Source organism: Mycolicibacterium neworleansense (assembly GCF_001245615.1).
Classification (GTDB): Bacteria; Actinomycetota; Actinomycetes; order Mycobacteriales; family Mycobacteriaceae; genus Mycobacterium; species Mycobacterium neworleansense.
Map to the genome: position 1 here is coordinate 933022 of NZ_CWKH01000001.1, position 23364 is coordinate 956385.

Genomic DNA, 23364 nt, shown 5'->3' on the forward strand with positions numbered 1-23364 from the left:
AGTAAATCGCGATCAAGGGAGCGCACGGTGCGTGACGGTTATCCATCCCCACCATTCGGTCCCGTCATCGACGGGGTATTCATCTACGCGGGCTGGCGCATCGACCCGGTGCGGGTAGGTCCGTTCCTGCGGGTGAGCACCGCGCGCGCCGATGCCGTGGATCGACTGCGCGAGGTGGCCCACGACCTGGCTGTGCGCCCAGAAGTCATGGGCATGAATCTCTTTGAAACCACCGCCATCGTGCCCGTTCCTGGAGCGCCGGCATATGACATCGTCATGTTGATCCGTGTGCGCGACGTGCCGGCGTCCACAGCGCTGCTTCACGATGCCGCTTTCACCGGTACCCACCCTTCGATGACGTTCACCGCCCGCAACGGCGCGCGGTTCGGTATCACCGACAACGGGACATCCGGGTCGAACATCCTGCTGAACCACTTCAGCGGTGCCGTCGAGGAGAGTTGTGCCGTCAACACCTGGCGAACATTGTCGGCCTGGTTTGCCGCCAAAACTGGCATCGACAACTCGACGCTCCTGGTTCCCGACCTCTCCGCACCGTATGTGTTGGTGAACTACGCCCGCATCCCGGGCACCGTTCCGGCGTTCATGGCCCGGCAGTTGCTGCGGCCCAGCTTCTACCGATATGTCCGCCCACTGCTGGCCCGACACCACCTCACCTCACTGCCCATCTTCGTGCGGGCGATCGATCTGCATGGACAGCCACGATGAACCAACGCCGCGATCCTGCCGACGCCGCCCGGTTGCGAACCGCGGTGCAGGACTTGCGTATCGCGCTCGCGTTGAGCACACGCAAAGTGGCCGCGATCGCCGGCTTGAAAGAGTCCGATCTGGAGGTCCTCGACGTTCTGACGCGTGGGGGACCGCAGTCGCCGACGGCGTTGGCGCGCAGGCTCTCGATGCAACCAGCCACCATGACCGGGGTGCTGCGTCGGCTGGAAGACGCCGGCTGGGTCATCCGCCGCCACCACGACCACGACCGCCGCAGCGTGGAGATCGAATCGGTCGGACACGCCCGACTCGCCGACATCTATCGCGACGGCAGCGGTCGCATGGACGCGCTACAAGCCGGCATGACCCCCGCACAGATCGCCACTGTGCTCGAATATCTCACCGCCGCCTGCGAAGCGGTCACCGAAGCCACAGCAGCACTGGATGTTTGGCGACCCGCGGGATCCGCTGCGGAAGGGGGAGCATCGTGAAAGTCACCCTGCTCGGCGCCGGCGGCCCCACTGGCCGCCTGCTTCTGGACAAGCTGCTCTCCGACGGACACGACGTCACCGCCTTGGTGCGGCGGCCTCCCGGCTTCCCCGCATCAGCGCCGCGGCTACGCGTGCTCCACGGAGACGCCACCACTCCGGCCGACGTCTGCGCAGCTGTCGCCGATGCCGACGCCGTGGTATCCGTCCTGGGCACCGGATTCAGCAGGCAACCCATCCACCTGTATTCCGCATCAGCGCAGGCCATTTGCTCGGCTCTGGCCCAGGCCGGAATCCGGCGGCTGATCGTCACCAGCTCAGCAGCCCTCAGTGATTGGACCGACCCGGGCTGGAACTGGGGCGAACGAGTCGTCGGTCGGCGCATCCTCGGATATCTGGGTCGCACCTTGTATGCCGACATGGCCGGCATGGAAGCGATCGTGAGCGCCAGCAGCCTGGACTGGACAATCATGCGTCCGCTTGGGCTGGCCACCATGGACGCACCGACCACCTACCGCATCGCCGAGGATCACATCCCGGGCCGCCAGACCGCTCGCCGTGACCTGGCCGCCGCCATCGCCGACCAGTTGAGCCGAACTGACTACCACGGCAAGACCGTGGCCGTGGCGACCGCCGACAAGCATCAATCCCTGGCCCGCACCCTGTGGCGCGAAGGCATCAAGCCCAACCTGGCCTGCACCAGCCAACGCTGACAATGGCGTTCGACCACAGATCGCCGAGCCGGCCCGACCTATCCCGACGCCGCCCGACGAGCCCCGGATTCTGCCGGCACCAGTTCGAGGTTGTCGCCGACATCTATCGTGACCACGGCCGTCGCCTGGAACAGGCCGTAGAAGTCGTCGGTCCTGGCGAAGGTGTGCGCGCGGGAGAACAGCGGTTGCACATCGAACACCCGCACCCGAAGCTTCTCGCGCGTGAGTCTGCCTAATTCCCGGCCGGATTCGGGATCGGTGATCACCTGATCCGAGTCGGAGTGCACGGCGAAAACCATGCCGGGCACGACACCTGCCTCAGCGCCACGATTGATGACCAGTGTGTAGTCATCCTCGATGAGCGCGACCTGGCCGGTGAGGCGGTCGGTCATGACGCCGCCAGAGAATTGCTGTCTCTCAACGATTTCGGCGCCGAGCCGGCCCGGATTCGCGGCCGCATGTCATGGCCATCCGCGGCCAGCAGTGCGTCGATGTGGCTCGTCGTGTCCTGCTCGGTTCCGAGGGTGAGTTCGACGGCGGTCTTGGCCTGGAAGAGAGCGATCATCGCGTGCTGCTGACGTTCGGCACCGAATGCGTTGAGGGCGAGGGTGAGCTTCTTGTCGACATATTCGACCGAACGCTGAAGCTCCGGCGTCGAGGGTCCGGCCGCCGGGCCTGCCGCGCGCACGGGCTCAACACCGAGTCCGCTGTACCAACGGTGTCCGAGCGCACCTAGGACGAAAGAGCACACCGGGACCACGACGACGATGCAGGCCAGGCCGATTGAGTTCCGCAGTGCGAGCGCGCCGACGATGCCGAGCAGCACCGTCACGCCCGCCACGGTCCCCAGGCGCACGGTCGGCGGTACCGCCCCGATCGCGTGAGACAACTGCCTCAAGCCGCTGGCACCAGATCGAGCGACGTCGGTGACGAATCCGATGGCGGCCGTGCCGGCCTTGAGCGCGACCCGTCCGATCTCGTCGGCCTTCTTGCGCGTCACCTCGGGCTTGGGCATCGACCACACGCGCTGTTGAGACTGCTCAGCTTGCGGACCGGACGTCTCGGGCGCCGGCGCACCGTTTGTCACATTCGCATCATCAACCACATCTGCATCATCGCTCTGGTTGGGCTCGATGCAGACCCGGCGCGCCGATGTCTCAGCAATTCCACGGCCCGGGGTTTGCCACACGGGCGTCAGGGGGCGGCCCGTGTCGAGGCTGAGGGCTGCCCGCGGCGCCGCCCAACCGGCCAACGAAAAGCGTGGCGAGAAGGTGGCTGTCTTCGACGAGGGGCTGGCTCGGGTGAGCCGGCGCCTGGAAGAGGTTGATACCGCCTGAATTACGTCAGGTACGTTTCGTGCCCGGTCGGGAATCCGCCGCCGTTGGTGGCGATGTGCACGTGGTCGTAATGGTTGGCGGTGTCCCCACCGCGGTCCGACATCCTTCGCGGAGGCTTGCCGTGGGAGTAGATCTGCTGCCTGAAGATCACATGGTTCACGCCGAACCGATCGGCGTTGTCGAGGACGTAGGCGACGATCCGCTCGCCGAGGGCTTTCCCGCCCGGGCTGCCGTAGTTGGGGATCATCACGTCGATCGCCTGCCCGTTGGGGTGCCACTTCATCGAATCGGCCCGGACCCCGCCGATGTTGAGGATCTCGGGGAACCGCGCGCTGACCGCGCGCGCGGCCAGGATGGTCTCGACCTGGAGGCCCTTCTCCGATGCCCGGCCTGCGGGCAGGGGGAACCGCATGTTCCGGCGTACGGCGCGCTCAGCCGGTACCGGAGGCATGCCGGCCGGTGCGGCCGCCGGCAGGACCGCCGGCGCTGTCACAACCTCGGCATGTGCGTCGCTGTTGGTAGCCGGCGCGGCGTCTGCGCCGACCACGATGAGTGCGGCGGCAGGCGCGAGCACCGCAGCCATGGCTGCAGACCGGCGGCGCCGGTCAGTTGTCAACTGGTGTCTACCCACGAGGACCGGACCTTACCGACGGCTCGAGCGATCTCCGGCATCGCGAAGTTCTCTGGTTGCGCTGGTGGCAACCAGATGGACACCTGGCGTCAACCTTGGTTTGACGCGGTAGAGTGACCTGGCCACCGCGCGTGTGACCACTGGCCTTGCAAGTGAACCAGCAGGTCAACGACGATATGCAGGGGTGCCTACGGCCTGGATTCGAGGCCCCCCGGGGGCGTGCGCCGGTGTGACTCATCCGACGCGTTCGTTGTGATCTGGGACCGTCACGGCAAAATCTATGCCGTTTACCACAAAATGCATACTTCGCGCCGCTGATGGTCACTCCGGCGAGTCGGCGCGGTTGTGCGCCAACCACCCGCGGAACGCCTTCGCAAGGGCTACCGTGCGAACTATCCGCACGAGGTGATGTGCGGTATCGCTGGGCCCCAGCCTGCGGCGAGGAGATGTCGAGTGCACAGCGGTGAGTTGGAGCGTCGGCAGACGCGCACTCTCGACGAGGCCATGCTCGTCGATCTCGATGAACCGGACCGCCCCGTCGTCGACTTCCTGCGAGCCACACCCGGCCGGATCGCGGTGATGGCCGTCGTTCTGATCATGGCGGTACTGGCCGTGGGTGTGGCGGCGTCGGCGACTGTGTCCGACCGGCAGCAGCGGCTGGAGACCCTGCGGTCGCACACGGAACCGCTGGCAGATGCCGCGCAACGGATCTACAGCGCGCTGTCCGCGGCCAATACGACCGCGGCCAGCGCGTTCCTCGCCGGCGGTGCCGAGCCGCGGACTCTGCGCGATCGCTACGACGCCGCCATCGGGCAGGCCTCGGCCGGGCTGGTCACCGCGTCGAACGGGGTGGCGTCCAACGATATTCACTCACTGACGCTACTCACCGATCTGTCCAATCAGCTCGCGGTCTACACCGGGATGATGGCGACGGCCCGTACGAGCAACCGGGACGGCCGCCCGATCGGGGTCGCCTACCTCAGCGGATCGTCCACGCTGCTGCAGCAATCCGTGCTGCCGGACGCCGAGCAGCTGTACCGGAACCAGGCCGACGCCGTGACGGCGTCTGAACGTTCGGTGAGTCCGTCTCGCGTGGTGATCGGGGGAGCCGTGCTCTCGCTGGGATTGTTGGTGCTCGCACAGGTCTACCTCGCCCGGCGCAGTCATCGCCGGCTCAACCCGGGACTGGTACCGGCCTCGTTGTTGATGGCGGTGCTGGCCGTCTGGCTGACCGTCGCCGGGGTGGTGTCGACGCATGCCGCCAACGGGGCCCGCATCGAGGGCGGCGAGCCGATGGGTGTGGCGGTGGCTGCGCGGATCCTCGTCCAGCAGGCCCGCGCCGACGAGATCCTCGGCTTGCTCAATCGGGGGTCCGACACCGCATCCGAGGTCAGGTTCCAGGAGCGGACCGCACAGGTCGGCTCGCTTCTCGACGCGCACCCGGTTGACGGAGCCCGGGATGCACTGCGCGGCTGGATGCTTGCCCACGACGGGATCCAGGACAAGCTGGGCACCGGTGACTATACCGGCGCGGTGGCGATCGCGAGAGACGATGGGGCACAGCGCTCGACGGCCCAATTCGCCCGGTTGGAGCGGGCTTTGGGGGAGGACATCGCACGCCTGCGTGACCGGCAGCGCGCCGGGATCACGCGCGCGTACGTGGCATTGAGCGCGCTACCCGCCGGTGCGGCGGCTCTCAGCGTGCTGGCGGCGCTCGCGGTCGCGGCCGGCGTCGCGCCCAGGCTGAACGAGTACCACTGATGCGCGCCGTGGCCGCAGGTCTCGTCCTCGCCGCGGTCCTGGTGGCGGGATGCTCCACGGCACAACCGCTTGTCGACGTGCCGGCGTCGCTCACCACGCTGCCGCTGCCCAGCGGGGCGGCCGTGGTGTCGAACGTTCCCGGCACTGCCGTCGAGAGTTGTGATGCCACAGCGAGTTTGCGTCCCTCGGCCGAACCGGGTCCGACAGTGCAGAAGATTCGCAAGCGCGGCAGGCTGGTGGCGGGGATCGACCAGAGCACCAACCTGTTCAGTTTTCGTGATCCGGTGTCGGGCGAATTGCAGGGCTTCGACGTCGATATCGCGCGCGAGGTGGCGCGTGAGGTGCTCGGCAACCCGGACGCCGTCGAGTTTCGCCTGCTGACATCACCCGAGCGCATCAGTGCTCTACAGGACGGGACGGTCGACATCGTCATCAAGGCGATGACGATCACCTGCGCCCGCGCCGAGCAGATCGCGTTTTCCACCGTGTATTTCGATGCGAGCCAGCGGTTGCTGGTGCCCAGGGATTCGCCGATCCAGGGACCGGGCGACCTGGCCGGGAAACGGGTGTGCTCGCAGGTGGACACCACCTCGTTGGCCACGGTTTCCCGGGTGGCGCCGAAAGCCACCCTGCTCGCCGTGCGGAATTGGGACGATTGTCTGGTGGCACTGCAGCAGGGACAGGCCGAGGCGGTGAGTACCGACAATTCGATACTCGCCGGGATGGCCGTCCAGGACCCCAGCCTGCACCTGGTGGGCCCCAGCCTGGAGGCCGAACCGTACGGCATCGGCGTCAACAAGTCTCAGGACGATCTGGTCCGGGCCGTCAACGCGGCCCTCGAACGGATCCGCCGCGACGGGACGTGGTCATCGCTGTACCTGAAGTGGCTCACCGTCCTCGGGCCGCCGCCGAGTCCGCCGCAAGCGAAGTACCGGGACTGATCATGGCCCGCGACGAGGGAACACGGGCCGTCCTGGTCACCGAGTCCGCCCCGGTCAAGGTCGAGGGCACCCGCCCGCGGCTGCGGACCGGACACCGGCGGATCGGCGACGGCCTGGTCGAGATCCCGATCCGGGAGGACATCGAGCCGGCCAGTGCGATCCTCACCAATCCCGTTGTCGCCGAGTCGAAACGGGAATGCGGCGGCTGCGGGCGACCGGTGGGGCGGGGGACCGCCGGCGAGCCCGGACCCAGCGAAGGTGTGTGTCCGCACTGCGGCACGTTGTTCTCGTTCTCACCGCAGCTGGAGACCGGCGAGCTGGTGGCGGGCCAGTACGAAGTCCAGGGCTGCATCGCCCACGGCGGTGTCGGCTGGATCTATCTGGCGATCGATCGCAACGTCAGCGACCGGTGGGTGGTGCTCAAAGGGCTGCTGCAGCCCGGAGCGCAGCAGGCGCAGGCGATCGTCGTCGCCGAACGCCAGTTCCTGGCAATGGTCAACCATCCCGGCATCGTCAAGATCTATAACTTCGTCGAACACCCGGGGTTCGACGGACGCCCGGTCGGCTACATCGTGATGGAGTACATCGGCGGAACCACGTTGGAAGCGATCCTGGCGACGCAGCAGGGGATGATGCCCGTCGAACAGGCACTCGGCTATCTACTCGACGTCATGCCCGCCCTGTCCTATCTACACTCGCTCGGACTGGTCTACAACGACCTCAAGCCGGACAACATCATGCTCACCGAGGACAACATCGAGCTGATCGACATGGGAGCGGTGTCCGGCATCGGTGACTTCGGATATATCTACGGCACCAAGGGGTTTCAGGCGCCCGAGATCGTGCGGACCGGGCCGACGGTGGCCAGCGACGTCTACACGGTGGGCCGTACCTTGGCCAAGCTCACCGTCGACCTGGCCGGTGACCGCCATGCCGAATCGCTTCCCGCCCGCGATGAGGTACCGCTTTTCGAACGGTATGAGTCATTTTATCGACTCCTGGTCCGGGCCACGAACCCCCGCCCAGCGCAACGGTTCTCGTCAATCGATGAGTTGGCCGGCCAGTGCCGCGGGGTGCTGCACGAGATCCTGGCCGAGCAGACCGGTGCGCCGAGTCCCTGGACGTCGACGCTGTTCGGTACGACACGTTCCACCTGTGGTGCCGATCTGGCGCTGCAGCGCACCGATCTGCTCGTCGACGGGCGACGGCGCACCGTCCGCCTGGACCCACGCGACGTCGCTCGCGCCCTGCCGAAACCGGTAACGGCAGAGGAGTCGGACGACGACTGGCGCGAAGACTGGGACGAGGGGATGACGGCTCTGGAGGGCGGTGATCCCGGGTCCGCGCTGATCTGTTTCGAGCGGGTTGTCGGTCTGCTCCCCGGAGAAGCAGCCCCCAAGCTTGCCGCCGCCGCCTCGGCCGAACTCCAACTCGACGCAGGCGGGGCTCCGGACGCGGAACGCTTGCGGGCATCGGCCGAACGGTACTACCGAACGTTGTGGCGCACCGACCCGTCGATGGTGAACGCGGCGTTCGGTCTGGCGCGGTTACTGGCCGGCCGTGGCGACCGGGCGGGTGCGATCGCGGTACTCGACCAGGTCCCGGTGACCTCGCGGCATTACGGCGAAGCGCATCTGACGTCAGTGGTGATGATGCTCGACGGGAGGGCGTGCGCCGAGATCACCGAAGCGGACCTGCGCGACGCGGCGCGACGGGTCGGACGCTTGGCGGAGACCGAGCCGAGAGGCCTCCAGATACGCGCCTTGGTGCTCGGCACAGCGCTGGACTGGCTGCGGGCGGGAGGTGAGGCCTCGAGCGATGATCCGATTTTCGGCTATCCATTCGATCAGTGGGGTCTTCGCCGGGGCATCGAAGAGGCGCTTCGGGAACTGGCCCGGCGCTCGCCGCGGCGGCGGCATCGCTACACCCTGGTCGACGTCGCCAATGCGATTCGGCCGCCCAGCTGGCTCTGAAGGCAGCCAGGGGCGGGCTGACTGACTCGTCATTATTTGCTGAAGCGGATCGTTGGGGGCCGGATCGGCGTAGCTTTAGCGCATGTGACCCGTCGAAACGGGGAGGGCGACCATGACAGATGTCGACTGCTGTGTGGTAGGTGCGGGGTTTGCCGGCCTGACCGCGGCATTGAGGCTCAAGCAGGCGGGCCACTCCGTGGCCCTGCTCGAGGCGCGCGATCGGGTGGGGGGTCGCACCTTCACCGAGGTGCTGGATGACGGTACCTGGATCGATCGGGGCGGGGCCTGGGTAGGACCGGGACAGGACCGCATCAAGGCCCTGATGGCCGAATTCGGCGTCGCCGAATACAAGCAGTACGTCGACGGCGACGCCATGATGATCGTCGACGGTAAACAGCACCGCTACTCCGGGACGATTCCCTGGGCGATGAGTCCGTGGGCCATCGCCAATCTCGGCGCCGGCCTGCTCGAGGTGGAACTCATGTGCAGGTCGATCCCCTTCGAGGCGCCGTGGGAGGCCAAGAAGGCAATCGAATGGGATCGGATCACCTTGGGGGAGTGGATCAATCGTCACATGCGCTCCAAGCAGGCACGCGAGATGCTGGACATGGCGCTCGCCGGCATCTACACCTCGGCGGCCTCGGAGGTGTCCTTGCTGTGGGCGCTGCACCAGATGGGGTCCGGCGGTGGGCCGGTCTTCGTCATCTCCAACAAGGACGGGGCGCAGGATGCCAGGGTGAAAGGCGGAATGGGCGCGATCTATCGGCCGATGGCCGCCGAACTCGGTGACGCACTGCATCTCTCACAGCCGGTACATCTCGTCGAGCACGACGACTGCGGCGTGACCGTCCACGTCAAGGGTATGACCGTGCGGGCGCGCCAGGCGATCGTCGCCGTCCCGTTGGCCGTGGCGAGCCAGATCGCCTATGAGCCGCAGCTCCCTGTGGACCGGATGTTCCTGCACCAGCGCATGCCCAGCGGTGCCGTCTTCAAGATCTCGATCGTCTACGACACCGCCTTCTGGCGCGCCGATGGGCTGTGCGGGCAGTCTGCCGCGCCCGGTAGCCCTGCCACGCTGACCATCGACGCCTGCACCGACACCGGAACTCCCGGCATCATGTGCGTCATCACCGAAGGGCCGGCGGCCCGACGGCTCGGACAACTCGACGCGCCCGAGCGCAAGGCCGTTGTGCTCGATGAGCTGATCGACCGGTTCGGCCCGAAATCGGCATCGCCGATCGGTTACCACGAGCAGAACTGGACGGTGGAGCGGTATTCGGGTGGCGGGATGATCAGCCATGCGCCGCCTGGGGTGCTGACCGAGTTCGGGCACGCGTTGCGGACGCCGTGTGGCCGGATCCACTGGGCTGGCACGGAGAGTTCGGCCATCATGTGCGGCTGGATCGACGGCGCGGTCCGGTCCGGTGAACGCGCCGCCGCGGAGGTGATGGCGGCCGAGAGTGTGGTGGCGGCCTGACGCGCTCAGCCGTCTGAGCTACGCGCCTCGGCCCCGGTCTGCCCGCTGTCGAAATCGTCGTCGGCTGAGGTGCGTCCCACGTAGCTGCCGTCGGAATCGCGGCCGGCGCGCGATGCGGCCACATGGGTGTCCCGCTCGACGTCCGCCTCGCCCTTGTCCGAATCCGGATGGCTCATGAGGGAGCCTCTCTGTTGGGGGATATGTGATCACCCTCAGGGTTGCCGCCACCGTTCGGGCTAAACACCGTAGGCGGCGCTAGTCGCTCGACCGGGTTACCCCGCGCACCACGGCGACGCAGAGGCCGGCGCATTCGGCCGCGAGTTCCTCTGTGGTTTCGGTCGGATCGGCCAGCCAGGATTCGATGATCTGGTTCACCCCGCCGACCATGAACTGTGCGCCGCGGCGCAACTCGGCAGGACTCGGCGGCGAGGACGGCAGAACATCCGGCGCGTGCCGAACGATCAGGCCGGTGATCATCTCCAGGATGTGGGTCCGGTGCTCTGTCAGCCCGGCCACGCTGCTCACATCGCCGGTGGCGATGCGATGGATGTGTGGATCGGCCGCGATGATGTCCAGGAATGCGGTGAGCGCCGACCGTAGTTTGTCGGTCAGCGTGCCGGGATCCCCGACACCGGCGTTCACGAGGGCAGTGAGCAACTGGTCCCGCACATCGTCGGAAATGGCGAACAGCAAGGCATCTCGGCTCGGGAACTGCTCGTAGAAGTAGCGCGACGTCAGTCCGGCAGAAGTGCAGACGGCGCGCACGGTCACCTCGGTGATGCCGGACTCGCCCCAGATCTGGCGTCCGGCGGCGAGCAGCTTGCTCCGTCGTTCGGTACGGCGATCGGCCGCACTGATGCCGCCGTATCCGCGCACCACCTCTACGCGCTTCATTGACAGCACCCTACCGGGCGTCAATATTCTGACTACGGACGTAGTCGGGCCCCGCTAGATGCGGACGAATACACCCGCCGGTGCGTCCCACACACCCCAGGCACCGAGATCGGGATTCCAGAACATCGGCAGACCAGCCGCCCAATCGGGCAGTGGTGGCGCCGGCGGCGTACCCATCGGTGGTGTCACCGGCACCAGGACCCACGGCGGCGGCGCCGCGAACGAGATGCGGTCCTGCGGCATGATGCCGCCGTGACCCGGAGGAGGTAGATAGTTCTGCCCCGGCGGCAGCGGGTTGCCCGGCACACCGGCGTTCACGCCAGGGCCGGGGATGGGCGGCATCGGTGGCGGAAACGGCCCGGGCGGATCGGCTTGTGCCAGGCCCGCACCGGCCCCTGCGCCGGCGAGTAGCAATGCGGCCGCTGTGGCGGCTTTGGCCGCGGCATTCTTGAGGGTCATTGGCGGACTCCTTGCCTTGTGCGCGTTCGCGGTCCTCACGACCCCCCGTGCTGCGGGGCATACCCGCTCGCCCCGCCCCGAAACGCGCCCGCCGGCCGCGGCCTACTTCGACATCGAGCCCAGGAAATACGATTCGTGGCCCGTGGGGTAGCCGCCGCCGTCGGTGGCTATGTGTACATGGTCGAAGTGGTTGAGGGTCTCGTTGCCGTAGTCGGCGGTCCAGCTCGGGGCGCCGATCCCCGGATAGAACCCCTGACGCCAGATCACATGGAGCACGCCCCAGCGCTTGGCGTTGGCCAGGGCGAAACCGGCGATCTGGTTACCGAGCTCGATGCCCTTCTCGGAGTGATAGTTGGGGATCATCACGTCGATCGCCAAGCCGTTGGGATGCCACTTCAGTGCATCCTGCCGGTACCCGCCGATGGTGGTGATCTCGGGGAACATGACGGCGATGGCACGGGCCACCCAGATGGTCTTGACCTGTAGCCCACCCTCGGGCGCCGGGCCCTTGGGCAGGGAGAACTGGAAGTCACGGGCCACGACGGGCGCGCTGGCGGCCACCAACTCGGCTTGTGCGGGTGCCGGTGCCGGCTGGTGCTGACTGGTGGGCGGCGTGGCCGCGGGGGCTTGCGCGCAGCAGTCCGATTCCGTGTTCTGCACGTAGACCATGCCTGCGGCCACGGCAACCGAGACGCCGAGTGCCAGCAACCGGCCCCTGCCGTCGGCGAACAGTCTTTTCCCCACGGCAGCAATTTACTGCGCGCGGGCGGCCGGCGGGACAGGAACCGTCGTTGGCCAGTAGCCGGCCCGCACGCGACGCGGGCAGGTCTCGGGGAATCTGCCGCATTCGCGGAGCGGCGCGAGCGGAACTCATTAGTCCCGTCGTCGGGGTCTAGGCGCCCGGATTCAGACCATCCGCCTGGCCACGACGTTTCGCAATGGGGCTCGGATCGTCCTGATTCGATCGAGCTGAGCCGAACCCGTGCAAACGTCGCAGCCAGCGAATATGGGTAATTGACGGCGGCGTTTCCCGCTGGCATGCGTTGACAGCTAATCCGCCCACTCCTAACCTCCCGCGCAGGTTCGGCGACGATGGGAATGAATGTGGGATCCGCACAACAGTGCTCGCGCAGCGCGACAACGACGCCGTTGTCGTCGTCCTGCGTCGACGTCCCACGGCGATCGGGGTAGGGCCGTGCCTGTCTTCCTCGGCGGTCGGTCGTGACGGGGATCGCCTGGGCCAAACCGGCTTTCGCGGTAGGCGATTTCGTCGTCCTGGCCGGTGAGACCTTCGCCGCGATGGTTCGTCCGCCGTTCGCGTGGCGTGAGCTGCTTGATCAGATCTGGTTCGTGGCTCGGGTCTCGATCGTGCCCACTGTGGTGCTGTCCATCCCGTACACGGTGCTGATCGTGTTCACGCTCAACATCGTTCTGCTCGAGGTCGGCGCCGGTGACCTGTCCGGTGCCGGGGCCGCCCTGGCTTCGGTGACCCAGGTCGGTCCGGTGGTGACGGCCATCGTCGTCTCCGGCGCGGCCGCCACCGCGATGTGCGCCGACCTGGGCGCGCGGACCATCCGCGAGGAGATCGACGCGATGAAGGTGATCGGGGTCAACCCGGTCCAGGCGCTGGTGGTACCGCGGGTGATCGCGGCGACTTTCGTTGCGCTGATGCTGTATTCGGTGGTCGCAGTGGTCGGGCTCACCGGCAGCTACGTGTTCGTGGTGTATGTCCAGCATGTGACACCGGGGGCCTTCGTCGCCGGGCTGACCCTGCTGACCGGCCTGCCGCAGGTCGTGGTGTCTTTGGTCAAGGCGCTGCTGTTCGGACTTTCGGCCGGCCTGATCGCCTGCTACAAGGGCCTGTCGGTGGGCGGTGGCCCGACCGCTGTCGGCAACGCGGTCAACGAGACCGTGGTGTTCGCGTTCATGGCGCTGTTCTTCATCAACATCCTGGCCACGGCCTTCGGCGTCAAGGTGGCGCCGTGACAACCACTTCCGAGGACCGCGGACCAGCGATCCTGAACCGGACCGTCGACGGGTCCCGCCGCGTGGGCGAGCAGACCGCCTTCTACGGCCAGGCGCTGTTGTCCACCGGTGAAGCGTTGCGACGCTATCCGGGCGAAGTCCTGCGGCTGATCGCGACGATGGGCATGGGCACTGGAGCGCTCGCGGTGATCGGCGGCACTGTCGTGATCGTCGGGTTCCTGACCCTGACCACCGGTGCGCTGATCGCCGTCCAGGGCTACAACACGCTGTCCAACGTCGGAATCGAGGCTCTCACCGGTTTTTTGGGGGCCTTTCTCAACGTCCGGTTCATCGCCCCGGCGACCGCGGGGGTGGCGCTGGCGGCCACCATCGGCGCCGGTGCCACCGCGCAATTGGGCGCCATGCGGATCAACGAGGAGATCGACGCACTGGAGGTAATGGGTATCCGGGCGATCACCTACCTGGCGTCCACGCGCATCGTGGCGGGCGTGATGGCGGTGGTGCCGATCTACACCGTCGCGGTGCTGATGTCTTTTCTGGCCACCAGATTCGGCACCACGATCATCTACGGCCAATCACGTGGCGTCTACGACCATTACTTCACCACATTCCTGCATCCAACCGACCTGCTGTGGTCGTTCACCGAGGCGCTCGCGATGGCGGCGGCGGTGATGGCGATCCATACCTACTACGGCTACACCGCCACCGGTGGACCCGCCGGGGTCGGAGAAGCCGTCGGCCGTGCGGTCCGCACCTCGATCACCGCCGGCGTGTTCATCTTGTTGACCATCACACTGTCCGTGTACGGGCAGTCCGGAAACTTCCACCTGTCGGGGTAGCGGCGATGACCAACTCACCCCGGCGAGAAAAGATCGACCCCATCTGGTGGGCCCCGGTGCTGGTCCTGGTGGTCGTGGCCGTGACCGCGCTGACCGCCCTGTTGTTCACCGGCACATTGCGGCGCAGCGTCCCACTCACCCTGGTCTCCGATCGGGCCGGTCTGGTGATGGAGGACGGCGCCAAGGTCAAGCTGCGGGGTGTCCAGATCGGTGAAGTGTCCTCCATCGCCGCCGAATCCGGGGCCGCAGGGGATACAGGAGCGAGGCTCCGGCTCAAGATCGATCCCGACGATTTCGCCTACCTTCCCGGCGACGTCGAGGCGGAGATCAAATCCAGCACCGCCTTCGGCGCGAAATACGTCGACCTCATCGTCCCGGAGACCGGTGCGAGTCGTGAGCCGCTGCGACCCGGCGCGGTGCTGCACTCGCGCAACGTCACCGTCGAGGTCAACACCGTATTCGAGAACCTGCAATCCATCGTCACCGCGATCGACCCGGCGAAACTCAACTCAGTTCTCGCCGCCGTCGGCGAATCCCTGCGCGGCAAGGGGGAAGTCATCGGCCAGGCCATCACCGGCGCCAACCAGGTGCTGCTCGCGGTGAATCCCCGAATGGACACCATCCGCAAGGACTGGCAACTGTTCGGTCAGACGTCCCAGGCATATTCCGCCGCTGCACAAGACATCCTGTCGATCCTGGACTCGTTCTCGACGACTTCGAACACGATCGGCAACCAAGCCCAGGCGCTCGACGAGTTGCTGCTGTCGGCGGTCGGCTTCTCCCATTCGGGCATCGACACCCTCGGCGCGAACCAACCGAACCTGGTGCGGGCGCTGAACCTGCTCGACCCGACCACCGCCCTGTTCATGAAGTACTCGCCGACCTACACGTGCCTGTTCCAGGGGGCGGTCTGGTTTCTCGAGCATGGTGGTCGGGATGCATTGGGCGGCAACGGGAAATCAGTGATCATGGACGCGGCCTTGCTGGCCGGCGACGATCCCTACCGATATCCGGACAACCTGCCGGTCGTCAACGCCAAGGGCGGCCCCGGCGGCAGGCCGAGCTGCGGGTCGCTGCCGGACGTCAGCAAGAACTTCCCGGTCAAGTATCTGGTGACCGACACGGGATTCGGTACCGGACTGGATGTCCGGCCGAACCCGGGCATCGGATTCCCCGGCTGGGCCAACTACTTCCCGGTCACCCGTGCGATCCCCGAACCGCCGAGCATCCGCTATCCGGGCGGCCCGGCGCCGGGTCCGTTGCCGCCGGCCCCGCCCGCACCATCGGAAGGACAGCCATGAGAGGCGCAACGGTCCGCGTAGCCACTCGGGTGGTGTTGTTCACCGCGCTGAGCCTGGTCTTCACCTTCATCCTGGTGACGGTTTTCGGCCAGTTCCGGTTCGACTCGCGGGTCTCCTACAGCGCCGTGTTCACCAATGTCTCGGGGCTCAAGGGCGGCAATTTCGTCCGTATCGCCGGCGTCGAGGTCGGCAAGGTCACGAATCTCACCCTGCACAAGGACGGGACCGTCACCGTGGACTTCGCGATCGACAAGACACTGACGCTGACCGAGGGCACCCGAGCCGCGGTCCGTTACGAAAATCTGATCGGCGATCGTTACCTTTCGCTGGACGAAGGGCCCGGATCGGTACGCAAACTTCAGCCGGGACAGGAGATCCCGCCGGAGCGCACGGCCCCCGCACTGGATGTGGACGCGCTGATCGGCGGATTCCGGCCGTTGTTCCGCGCACTCGATCCAGACCAGGTCAATGCGCTGTCCGGGGAGTTGCTCAAGGTGTTCCAGGGACAGGGCGGCACCATCTCTTCGGTACTTACCCAGACCTCGGCGTTGACGACCACACTGGCCGGCCGCGATCAGCTGATCGGCCAGGTGATCACCAATCTCAACACCGTGCTCGCCACATTCGCCAAGCGCGACGAACAGTTCGCCGAAGGGCTGGACAAACTGTCCGAACTGGTCGCCGGACTGGCCGAGCGCAAATCCGACATCGCCACCGGGACGGCCTACATCAACGCCGCGGCCGGCTCGGTGGCCGACCTGCTGACGACCGCCCGGGAGCCGATCAAAGAGGCCGTGACCCAGACAGATCGGTTCGCCGGACAGATCATGGCAGACCGAGACTATGTCGACGACCTGGTCAAGACCCTGCCCGATGCCTATCAGGTGCTGGCCCGAAACGGGCTCTACGGAGACTATTTCGGCTTCTACCTGTGCGACGCGATTCTCAAGCTAAACGGCAAAGGTGGCCAGCCCGTGTATGTCAAACTCGCCGGCCAGGATTCGGGACGGTGCACGCCGAAATGACTTCACTCACGCTCAAGCGATTCAGCTTCAAGCGCCCCACGATCAAGCCCCTGGCAGAGCGCAGTCGGCCGGCTGTCGGCGCGGTGGCCATCCTCCTGCTCGGTGCCGCGGTGGCCGCGGCCTTCTCCTACGACAAGATTCCGTTCATCAAGGGCACGTCCGATTACTCCGCGTATTTCGCCGAGGCCGGTGGGATCAAAACCGGAAGCGATGTACGGGTTTCGGGGTTGAGCGTGGGCCGGGTGTCGGAGATCAGACTCCAGGGGGCCCGGGTACTGGTGGGCTTCACCGTCCGCGATGGTGTCGAGCTGGGCGAGCGCACCGAAGCGGCGATCAAGACCGAAACCGTGCTCGGCACCAAGGTGCTCGAGCTGACGCCCCGCGGCGACGGCAACCTGACCGGACCCATACCCATCGAACGGACCACCTCGCCGTATGACCTGCCCTCGGCGCTGGGCGATCTCACCACCACCATCAGCGGGCTCGACACCACGCAATTGTCCTCGGCACTCGCCACGTTGGCACAGACGTTCCGCGACACCCCGCCGGATCTGAAACTCGCGCTGGAAGGCGTGGCCCGGTTCTCGGACACCCTCACCGCCCGGGACACCCAGTTGCGCAACCTGCTGGCCAACGCCAACAAGGTCACCGGAGTGCTCGCCAAGCGCAGTGACCAGATCGCCAACCTGGTGGTGACCACCAACGCACTCTTGGCCGAGCTGCTGTCCCAGCGCGACTCGGTCGACGCATTGATGAACAACCTGACCGCGGTGTCACACCAGATCTCCGGCCTGGTCGCCGACAACCGCACGCAACTCAAGCCCGCGGTCGACAAGCTCAACGGGGTGCTGGAGATCCTGGACCACCGCAAGGGTGAACTGCAGCGCACGCTGTACCTGCTGCGCCGCTACGCCATGTCGTTCGGCGAGGTACTCGGAGCCGGACCCTTCTTCAAGGCCTCGCTGGTCAACCTGTTGCCCGGGCAGTTCGCCCAGCCCTTCGTCGATTCCGCGTTCTCCGACCTGGGCCTGGATCCCAATGTGCTGTTGCCCTCGCAACTGGTCGACCCCGGTACCGGACAGCCGGGCACCCCGCCGTTGCCGACGCCGTTCCCACGTACCGGACAGGGTGGCGAACCACACCTGTACCTGCCTGACGCGATCACCGGCAACCCCGGCGACCCGCGTTACCCCTACCGTGAGCCACTGCCCGCCCCACCGCCCGGCGGTCCACCACCCGGGCCGCCCGCACTGGCACCCGCGCCAGGCGAGCTGCCACCGCCGAGTTTAGGACCGCCGGTGCCGGCCGAGGGCGGGCGGTGACCGTGTCGACACGCGTACTACGGATCGGTATCGCCTCGGCGCTGAGCGTGATCTTGGTCGTCGCGCTCACGGTGGTGGCCACGCCGTGGTGGGATCGGGTCAGCGACAACACCTTCACCGCCTACTTCGACAACACCAACGGCCTCTACACCGGGGACGAGGTACGCATCCTCGGCGTGGCGGTGGGAACTGTGGAGAGCATCGAACCGCAGCCCGACTCGGCCAAGGTGACTTTCACCGTCGACAAGCAATACCCGGTGCCTGCCGACGTCCAGGCGGCGATTCTGTCACCGTCACTGGTCAGCGCCCGCGCACTCCAGCTTGTGCCTGCGTACGAGAGCGGGCCGCAACTGGCCGACGGGGCGGAAATCCCGCGGGACCGTACCGCGGTGCCCGTCGAATGGGACGACCTGCGACAGCAGTTGGAGAAACTCAGCGACTCCCTGCAGCCCACCACTCCCGGCGGCCCCAGTGCGGTGGGCGAGTTCGTCAACACCGCTGCGGACAATCTGCGTGGCCAGGGCGATACCGCTCGCGACACGGTGATCAAACTGTCCCAGGCGGTTTCGGCGCTCGGCGATCACAGCACCGACATCTTCAGTACCGTGCGCAATCTGCAGCTGCTGATGTCGGCGTTGTCCTCCAGCAGTGATCTGCTGGCCTCGTTCAACACCAACCTGGCCGACGTCAGCACCGTGCTGAGCAATACCCCCGATGAGGTGGCCGCTGCCACCCAAGGTTTGGATACCGCGGTCAACGACCTGCGCGGGTTCGTCGCCGAGAACCGCGAAGGGCTCGGCGTGACGTTCGACCACCTCAACGAGATCACCACCGCGCTCAACGACAGCCGGGCCGACGTCAAGCAGGTCCTGCACATTGCGCCGACGGTCTTCCAGAACTTCATGAACATCTACCAACCCGCGCAGAGTGCGGTGACCGGGATCCTGGCGCCGGTCAACTTCGCCAACACCGTCCAGTTCATCTGCAGCGCAATACAAGCGGCCTCCCGCAAGGACTTCGAGCAATCAGCGAAGTTGTGCGTGCAGTACCTCGCGCCGATCATCAAGAACCGCCAGTACAACTTTCCGCCGCTCGGGATCAACCCGTTCGTCGGGGCGTCGGCGCGGCCCAACGAGATCACCTACAGCGAAGACCGGCTGAATCCACACCTGCCGCCACCGGCGGCGGCACCTGCGCCGGTACCATCGCCGGCGCCGATCCAGACCGATCCCGCACTGGGACTGTCCGGGATGATGCTCCCGGGAGGGACCCCTTGAGGCGGCTGGTGGTGGCGACCCTCGTCACCGTGTGCCTCTGGGCGATTCCCGGATGCCAGTGGCGTGGGCTGAATTCACTGAGCCTGCCTGGCACCGAAGGCAACGGCGACGGCTCCTACACCATCGCGGCGCAGCTGCCCGATGTGGTGGTGATCCAGCAGAACACCCGCGTGCGCGTCGGCGATGTCAACGTCGGCAATGTCACCAAGATCGAAGTCCAGGACTGGCACGCGCTGGTGACCATGCGCATCGACGGCGGCGTGCATCTGCCGGCGAACAGCACCGCCAAGCTCGGACAGACCAGCTTGCTGGGCTCGATGCACATCGAGCTCGCACCGCCGCTGGGCGAAGCGCCACGCGGCGAACTCGCCGACGGTTCGGTGATCCCGCTATCGGCCGCCGCCACATATCCGACCACCGAGCAGACGTTGGCATCAGTGTCGGTGTTGCTCAACGGCGGCGGGCTGGCCCAGCTCCAGGAGATCAACCAGACCTTCGCCAAGGCGCTCGCCGGCCGGGAGGACGAGATGCGCAGCCTTCTCGGTCAATTGGACACCTTCATCGCCGGGCTCAATGCCCAGACCGATGACATCATCACCGCCACCGAGCGACTCGACGCGCTCGCCGGCCAAGTGGCGGCCCGAGACGACACCGTCGACACCGCGCTCACCACCGTCCCACGAGCACTGGCGGTGCTGTCCGAGCAGCGCACCAAGATCGCCGACGCCGTCGACGCACTCGGAAAGTTCAGTGCCATCGCCACATCGACTGTCGCCCAGACCAAGGAGTCGCTCGTCAACAACCTGCGCAACATCGCGCCGACACTGCGGGAACTCGCCGACGCCGGGCCCGCACTGACTCGCGGTCTCGACTTCCTGTCGACATACCCGTGGGTGAAGAGCACGCTGGCCAACTGGTTCCGCGGGGACTTCGCAAATATCAGCCTGGTGGTCGATCTGACCCTGAGCCGGATCGACAGCAGTCTGTTCACCGGGACCAGGTGGGAAGGCAACCTCACCGAGCTCGAGATGCAGTGGGGCCGCACGATCGGCCAGATGCCCAGCCCCTACACGGCCGGCAACCCGTTGATCGCTCCTTACCGGTGGGGGGCGTACTGACATGATCCGGCTATCCCGTTCGGTTTGGATTCAGCTTGCGATCCTCTCCACGATCACCATCGTCGCGGTCGGCGTCATGGCATTCGGCTTCGTCAAGGTCCCGGCACTGTTCGGCTTCGGCCGGTACACCGTCACGGCCCAGCTTCCCGCCGCCGGCGGGCTGTACCCGACATCGGTGGTCACCTACCGCGGCACCGAGATCGGCAGAGTCAAGTCGATCCGGGTCACCCACACCGGAGTCGATGCCGTGCTGACCCTGGACTCGGATTTCCCGGTGCCGTCACCGGTTTCGGCCGCTGTCCACAGCCGGTCGGCTGTCGGGGAGCAGTTCCTCGAACTGACCCCGGACGCAGGTGCGGCGGCCACATTGCGCGACGGCGACGTGATCGGCGTCGACAAAGTCCGTATCCCGGCGGATATCGGCAATCTGCTCGATGCGACCAACAAAGCCCTGCAGGCCATTCCGCCCGACAACCTGCGGACGGTGGTCGACGAGTCCGCCAAAGCCGTCGGTGGACTGGGTCCCGAACTGTCCCGCATCGTCGATGGATCGACTGCTCTGGCCATCGAAGGGGCGAAGAGCGTCGACCAACTGGGTCAGTTGATCGATCAGTCCCCGGCAGTGCTCGATTCCCAAGTGCAGACCTCAGATTCGATCGCGACGTGGGCGCAGCGGATGGCCGCGATCACGGGCCAGTTCAAGGAGCAGGACAACGCTTTCGCGGATCTGCTGGTGAAAGGAGCGCCGGCGCTGGGGGAGGGCAAGGCGTTGTTCGACCGGGTGGCTCCCACGCTGCCGGTGCTGCTGGCCAACATGGTGAGCCTGGGTGACATCGCGGTGACCTACCGCAACGACCTGGAGCAGTTGCTGGTCCTGTATCCGCAGGGGACGGCCGTCATGTCGGCGATCACGCTGGCCAACGCCGACACCAAACAGGCCTATCGGGGCATCTACCTCGACTTCAATCTGAACCTCAACCTGCCGCCGCCGTGCAACACAGGATTTCTTCCGGTCCGCCAACAGCGTTCGCCGTCCGACGAGGATTACCCCGAGCGGCCCGCAGGCGAACTGTACTGCCGCGTCCCTCAAGACTCGGATCTCAATGTCCGTGGGGTGCGGAACATCCCGTGCGAGTCCAAGCCCTGGAAGCGGGCACCGACCGTCGAGCTGTGCGAGAGCGACGAGGAGTACGTTCCGCTCAACGACGGCCTGAATTGGAAGGGCGATCCCAACGCGACCCTGTCCGGCCAGGGAGTGCCGCAGTACGCACCGGGCACCGACCCGCGACTGCCGGCGCCGCAGGGCCCCGGCACCGCACCACCGGTGGCCTTCGTCCCCTACGACCCGGCGACCGGCAGTTATCTGGCGCCAGACGGCCGGACGTACACCGATTCCGACCTCGCCGACAGCACGAAAGGCAAGACATGGCAGAGCATGTTGACACCACCGAACCGATAGCGGGGCCGGTGACCGATGCCGGCCCCGGATACCGCGTTCCGATCACGGTCGGGCTGGTCGTGGTGGCAGCCCTGGCGGCCGTCACCGGTTGGCTGGGTTACCGCGATCGGCAGTCCCACACCGCCGAGGAGCAGCGCAGCCTGTACGTGCAGGTGGCCCGCCAGGCGGCGGTGAACCTGACCTCGATCAGCCACGACGAAGCCGATGCGGACATCCAGCGGATTCTGGATTCGGCGACCGGAACGTTCCGCGACGATTTCGAGAAGCGGTCAGGCCCGTTCGTGGAGATCGTCAAACGGACCCAGTCGGCATCGCACGGGACGGTCGCCGAGGCGGGCCTGGAATCCGAGGCGGACGGCGAGGCGCGGGTACTGGTCGCTGTCTCGGTCAAGACCACCACCAGTATTTCCCCCCAACAGGATCCGCGTCGATGGCGGATGCGGATCAGCGTCGAGCAGGTCGGCGAGGGCGTCAAGGTGTCCAACGTGGAGTTCGTGCCATGACCACAGGTACCGCAGCGCAGCTCTCCGATCCGACCGTCGACGAGCCGGCGCCCGACGACGTGGTCGTCGACGATCACATTGACGACGCGGAACCCACGGAGCGGGACGAACCCGCCCGCCGGGCGGTGTCCTGGAGGCGCCTCTTGGCCGTTGGTGTGCTGCCGGCCGCGGCATTGATCCTGGCGATCGGCGCGGGTTTCCTGAAATGGCAGGACAGCGCCGTCCGGTCGGCGCAGGCGGCCGGCGTGGAGGCGGTCCGTGCCGCGAGCGACAACACCGTGGCGATCCTGTCCTACCAGCCTGACACCGTGGACACCGCGTTGCCGTCGGCGGCGGCCCGGCTCACCGGCGAGTTCCGGGATCAGTACACGCAATTGATCGACGACGTCGTCATCCCCGGGGCCAAACAGCAGGTGATCTCGGCGGTGGCATCGGTGCCGGCTGCCGCTGTGGTGTCGGCGTCTGCCGGGCATGCGGTGGTCCTGGTGTTGGTGGACCAGACCACCACTATCGGCACCGACCCGCCGACCAAGTCCACCTCCAGTGTGCGTGTCACCCTCGACAAGATCGAAAACCGATGGCTCATTTCGCAGTTCGAACCGGTCTAGTCATCGTCACGGCACTCACCGCGGCGGCCTGGTATCCGACGGCCGCCCACGCCGACAACCAGCGACTGAACAACAGCGTGATCGCGAACGTGTACACGATCCAGCGCCAGGCGGGTTGCACCGGTGACGTGAAGCCCGACCCGAGACTGAGGTTGGCGGCCGAATGGCACACCAACGACCTGCTCGGCAATCGCGAGCTCGCCGACCACATCGGCTCTGACGGGTCCACGCCGCAGTCGCGTGCCGAGGCCGCCGGATTCCGTGGCCGGGTGGCCGAAACCGTGGCGGTCAATCCGGCACTCGCGATCAACGGAGTCGAGATCCTCAACCAGTGGTACTACGACCCGGTCGATTTCGCGATCCTGTCCGACTGCGCCAACAGCGCCATCGGCGTGTGGTCGGCGAACTCGTTCGACCGCAGCGTGGTGGTGGCGGTTGTCGGGCGCCCCAGCTGACCGAGGGCTCTTAAACTGGTCTGGCCGAGGCCCAGGTCGCGGCGGTGTTGGAGCGCTCGCCGATGCGATCT

General features: G+C 66.6%; 26 protein-coding genes. 19 read left to right on the plus strand and 7 right to left on the minus strand.

Annotation, left to right across the window (positions count from 1 at the left end; genetic code table 11):
- The first annotated feature begins 27 nt into the window (after positions 1-27).
- Genes BN2156_RS04365 through BN2156_RS04375 form a run of 3 tightly spaced genes read left to right on the plus strand, consistent with a single transcriptional unit; the run spans position 28 to position 1927 of the window.
- Positions 28-726, plus strand: coding sequence for a hypothetical protein (locus BN2156_RS04365; RefSeq protein WP_090510617.1), 699 nt, complete (start codon positions 28-30; stop codon positions 724-726).
- Complete coding sequence (locus tag BN2156_RS04370) at positions 723-1217, plus strand: MarR family winged helix-turn-helix transcriptional regulator (RefSeq protein WP_090510620.1); 495 nt, start codon at positions 723-725, stop codon at positions 1215-1217. The genes BN2156_RS04365 and BN2156_RS04370 overlap by 4 nt, the downstream gene beginning before the upstream one ends.
- The gene (locus BN2156_RS04375) at positions 1214-1927 is read left to right on the plus strand and encodes an NAD(P)-dependent oxidoreductase (RefSeq protein WP_159402816.1); all 714 of its coding nucleotides are present in this window, start codon (positions 1214-1216) and stop codon (positions 1925-1927) included. Before BN2156_RS04370 ends, BN2156_RS04375 begins: the two co-directional genes overlap by 4 nt.
- Before the next feature lie 38 nt (positions 1928-1965).
- Here BN2156_RS04375 and BN2156_RS04380 read toward each other — a convergent pair whose 3' ends face one another.
- Both BN2156_RS04380 and BN2156_RS04385 read right to left on the minus strand, forming a co-directional pair.
- Positions 1966-2319: a hypothetical protein gene (locus BN2156_RS04380; RefSeq protein WP_090510627.1), complete on the minus strand. Its 354-nt coding sequence runs from the start codon at positions 2317-2319 to the stop codon at positions 1966-1968.
- A complete protein-coding gene (locus BN2156_RS04385) occupies positions 2316-3014 on the minus strand; it encodes a hypothetical protein (protein WP_235625204.1) in 699 nt (232 codons plus the stop codon). Before BN2156_RS04385 ends, BN2156_RS04380 begins: the two co-directional genes overlap by 4 nt.
- Positions 3015-3135: 121 nt before the next feature.
- Here BN2156_RS04385 and BN2156_RS31355 point away from each other — a divergent pair, with 121 nt between their 5' ends.
- Positions 3136-3264 carry a hypothetical protein gene (locus BN2156_RS31355; RefSeq protein WP_264035168.1) on the plus strand — a complete coding sequence of 43 codons (129 nt, stop codon included), beginning with the start codon at positions 3136-3138 and terminating at the stop codon, positions 3262-3264.
- Between the two features lies 1 nt (position 3265).
- On the opposite strand, the gene BN2156_RS04390 is transcribed toward BN2156_RS31355, so the two are convergent.
- A complete protein-coding gene (locus tag BN2156_RS04390; RefSeq protein ID WP_090510632.1) occupies positions 3266-3847 on the minus strand; it encodes a VldE C-terminal domain-containing protein in 582 nt (193 codons plus the stop codon).
- Positions 3848-4348: 501 nt separating this feature from the next.
- Here BN2156_RS04390 and BN2156_RS04395 point away from each other — a divergent pair.
- From BN2156_RS04395 to BN2156_RS04410, 4 genes are all read left to right on the plus strand, one after another.
- Positions 4349-5656 carry a GlnX family signal transduction membrane protein gene (locus BN2156_RS04395; protein ID WP_090510635.1) on the plus strand — a complete coding sequence of 436 codons (1308 nt, stop codon included), beginning with the start codon at positions 4349-4351 and terminating at the stop codon, positions 5654-5656.
- A complete protein-coding gene (locus BN2156_RS04400; protein ID WP_090510638.1) occupies positions 5656-6597 on the plus strand; it encodes a glutamate ABC transporter substrate-binding protein in 942 nt (313 codons plus the stop codon). The genes BN2156_RS04395 and BN2156_RS04400 overlap by 1 nt, the downstream gene beginning before the upstream one ends.
- A gap of 2 nt (positions 6598-6599) precedes the next feature.
- Entirely contained in the window at positions 6600-8570 is a 1971-nt protein-coding gene (locus BN2156_RS04405; protein ID WP_090510641.1) for a serine/threonine-protein kinase, read from the plus strand.
- Positions 8571-8682: 112 nt separating this feature from the next.
- On the plus strand, positions 8683-10047 hold the full coding sequence (locus BN2156_RS04410; protein WP_090510644.1) for a flavin monoamine oxidase family protein: 1365 nt from the start codon (positions 8683-8685) through the stop codon (positions 10045-10047).
- Between the two features lie 5 nt (positions 10048-10052).
- Here the strand turns inward: BN2156_RS04410 and BN2156_RS30850 are convergent, their stop codons facing one another.
- The 4 genes from BN2156_RS30850 to BN2156_RS04430 form a co-directional block, all read right to left on the minus strand.
- Complete coding sequence (locus tag BN2156_RS30850) at positions 10053-10223, minus strand: hypothetical protein (RefSeq protein WP_090510647.1); 171 nt, start codon at positions 10221-10223, stop codon at positions 10053-10055.
- 79 nt (positions 10224-10302) lie between these two features.
- The gene (locus BN2156_RS04420; protein WP_090510650.1) at positions 10303-10941 is read right to left on the minus strand and encodes a TetR/AcrR family transcriptional regulator; all 639 of its coding nucleotides are present in this window, start codon (positions 10939-10941) and stop codon (positions 10303-10305) included.
- A gap of 54 nt (positions 10942-10995) precedes the next feature.
- Positions 10996-11400: a hypothetical protein gene (locus BN2156_RS30650; RefSeq protein ID WP_090510653.1), complete on the minus strand. Its 405-nt coding sequence runs from the start codon at positions 11398-11400 to the stop codon at positions 10996-10998.
- 102 nt (positions 11401-11502) lie between these two features.
- The gene (locus BN2156_RS04430; protein WP_210436631.1) at positions 11503-12153 is read right to left on the minus strand and encodes a VldE C-terminal domain-containing protein; all 651 of its coding nucleotides are present in this window, start codon (positions 12151-12153) and stop codon (positions 11503-11505) included.
- Positions 12154-12699: 546 nt separating this feature from the next.
- Here BN2156_RS04430 and BN2156_RS04435 point away from each other — a divergent pair.
- From BN2156_RS04435 to BN2156_RS04485, 11 genes are read left to right on the plus strand one after another with little or no spacing between them, the layout of a single operon-like run.
- Positions 12700-13386, plus strand: a complete 687-nt coding sequence (locus BN2156_RS04435; protein ID WP_234815691.1) for an MlaE family ABC transporter permease — start codon at positions 12700-12702, stop codon at positions 13384-13386.
- Positions 13383-14225, plus strand: coding sequence for an ABC transporter permease (locus BN2156_RS04440; protein ID WP_090510661.1), 843 nt, complete (start codon positions 13383-13385; stop codon positions 14223-14225). Before BN2156_RS04435 ends, BN2156_RS04440 begins: the two co-directional genes overlap by 4 nt.
- A gap of 5 nt (positions 14226-14230) precedes the next feature.
- Positions 14231-15526, plus strand: coding sequence for an MCE family protein (locus tag BN2156_RS04445; protein WP_090510664.1), 1296 nt, complete (start codon positions 14231-14233; stop codon positions 15524-15526).
- Complete coding sequence (locus BN2156_RS04450; RefSeq protein WP_090510666.1) at positions 15523-16551, plus strand: MCE family protein; 1029 nt, start codon at positions 15523-15525, stop codon at positions 16549-16551. Before BN2156_RS04445 ends, BN2156_RS04450 begins: the two co-directional genes overlap by 4 nt.
- Positions 16548-17873, plus strand: coding sequence for an MCE family protein (locus BN2156_RS04455; protein ID WP_210436571.1), 1326 nt, complete (start codon positions 16548-16550; stop codon positions 17871-17873). Before BN2156_RS04450 ends, BN2156_RS04455 begins: the two co-directional genes overlap by 4 nt.
- Positions 17870-19150 (plus strand): MCE family protein, encoded by a 1281-nt coding sequence (locus tag BN2156_RS04460; protein WP_090510668.1) that lies wholly within the window; start codon positions 17870-17872, stop codon positions 19148-19150. Before BN2156_RS04455 ends, BN2156_RS04460 begins: the two co-directional genes overlap by 4 nt.
- On the plus strand, positions 19147-20268 hold the full coding sequence (locus tag BN2156_RS04465; RefSeq protein WP_090510670.1) for an MCE family protein: 1122 nt from the start codon (positions 19147-19149) through the stop codon (positions 20266-20268). The genes BN2156_RS04460 and BN2156_RS04465 overlap by 4 nt, the downstream gene beginning before the upstream one ends.
- 1 nt (position 20269) lies before the next feature.
- Positions 20270-21727 (plus strand): MCE family protein, encoded by a 1458-nt coding sequence (locus BN2156_RS04470; RefSeq protein WP_090510671.1) that lies wholly within the window; start codon positions 20270-20272, stop codon positions 21725-21727.
- Positions 21694-22230, plus strand: a complete 537-nt coding sequence (locus BN2156_RS04475) for an Rv1363c family protein (RefSeq protein ID WP_131725126.1) — start codon at positions 21694-21696, stop codon at positions 22228-22230. The genes BN2156_RS04470 and BN2156_RS04475 overlap by 34 nt, the downstream gene beginning before the upstream one ends.
- On the plus strand, positions 22227-22838 hold the full coding sequence (locus tag BN2156_RS04480) for a hypothetical protein (RefSeq protein WP_235625205.1): 612 nt from the start codon (positions 22227-22229) through the stop codon (positions 22836-22838). Before BN2156_RS04475 ends, BN2156_RS04480 begins: the two co-directional genes overlap by 4 nt.
- Entirely contained in the window at positions 22808-23293 is a 486-nt protein-coding gene (locus BN2156_RS04485) for a CAP domain-containing protein (protein WP_090510677.1), read from the plus strand. The genes BN2156_RS04480 and BN2156_RS04485 overlap by 31 nt, the downstream gene beginning before the upstream one ends.
- Positions 23294-23364: the final 71 nt, after the last annotated feature.

Bases quoted from the DNA above. Each gene is read 5' to 3' on its own strand.
- BN2156_RS04370 (WP_090510620.1), top strand. From the start codon at position 723: ATGAACCAACGCCGCGATCCTGCCGACGCCGCCCGGTTGCGAACCGCG.
- BN2156_RS04380 (WP_090510627.1), bottom strand. From the start codon at position 2,319: ATGACCGACCGCCTCACCGGCCAGGTCGCGCTCATCGAGGATGACTAC.
- BN2156_RS04390 (WP_090510632.1), bottom strand. From the start codon at position 3,847: ATGGCTGCGGTGCTCGCGCCTGCCGCCGCACTCATCGTGGTCGGCGCA.
- BN2156_RS04400 (WP_090510638.1), top strand. From the start codon at position 5,656: ATGCGCGCCGTGGCCGCAGGTCTCGTCCTCGCCGCGGTCCTGGTGGCG.
- BN2156_RS04405 (WP_090510641.1), top strand. From the start codon at position 6,600: ATGGCCCGCGACGAGGGAACACGGGCCGTCCTGGTCACCGAGTCCGCC.
- BN2156_RS04410 (WP_090510644.1), top strand. From the start codon at position 8,683: ATGACAGATGTCGACTGCTGTGTGGTAGGTGCGGGGTTTGCCGGCCTG.
- BN2156_RS30850 (WP_090510647.1), bottom strand. From the start codon at position 10,223: ATGAGCCATCCGGATTCGGACAAGGGCGAGGCGGACGTCGAGCGGGAC.
- BN2156_RS04420 (WP_090510650.1), bottom strand. From the start codon at position 10,941: ATGAAGCGCGTAGAGGTGGTGCGCGGATACGGCGGCATCAGTGCGGCC.
- BN2156_RS30650 (WP_090510653.1), bottom strand. From the start codon at position 11,400: ATGACCCTCAAGAATGCCGCGGCCAAAGCCGCCACAGCGGCCGCATTG.
- BN2156_RS04435 (WP_234815691.1), top strand. From the start codon at position 12,700: ATGGTTCGTCCGCCGTTCGCGTGGCGTGAGCTGCTTGATCAGATCTGG.
- BN2156_RS04445 (WP_090510664.1), top strand. From the start codon at position 14,231: ATGACCAACTCACCCCGGCGAGAAAAGATCGACCCCATCTGGTGGGCC.
- BN2156_RS04450 (WP_090510666.1), top strand. From the start codon at position 15,523: ATGAGAGGCGCAACGGTCCGCGTAGCCACTCGGGTGGTGTTGTTCACC.
- BN2156_RS04455 (WP_210436571.1), top strand. From the start codon at position 16,548: ATGACTTCACTCACGCTCAAGCGATTCAGCTTCAAGCGCCCCACGATC.
- BN2156_RS04470 (WP_090510671.1), top strand. From the start codon at position 20,270: ATGATCCGGCTATCCCGTTCGGTTTGGATTCAGCTTGCGATCCTCTCC.
- BN2156_RS04475 (WP_131725126.1), top strand. From the start codon at position 21,694: ATGGCAGAGCATGTTGACACCACCGAACCGATAGCGGGGCCGGTGACC.
- BN2156_RS04480 (WP_235625205.1), top strand. From the start codon at position 22,227: ATGACCACAGGTACCGCAGCGCAGCTCTCCGATCCGACCGTCGACGAG.
- BN2156_RS04485 (WP_090510677.1), top strand. From the start codon at position 22,808: ATGGCTCATTTCGCAGTTCGAACCGGTCTAGTCATCGTCACGGCACTC.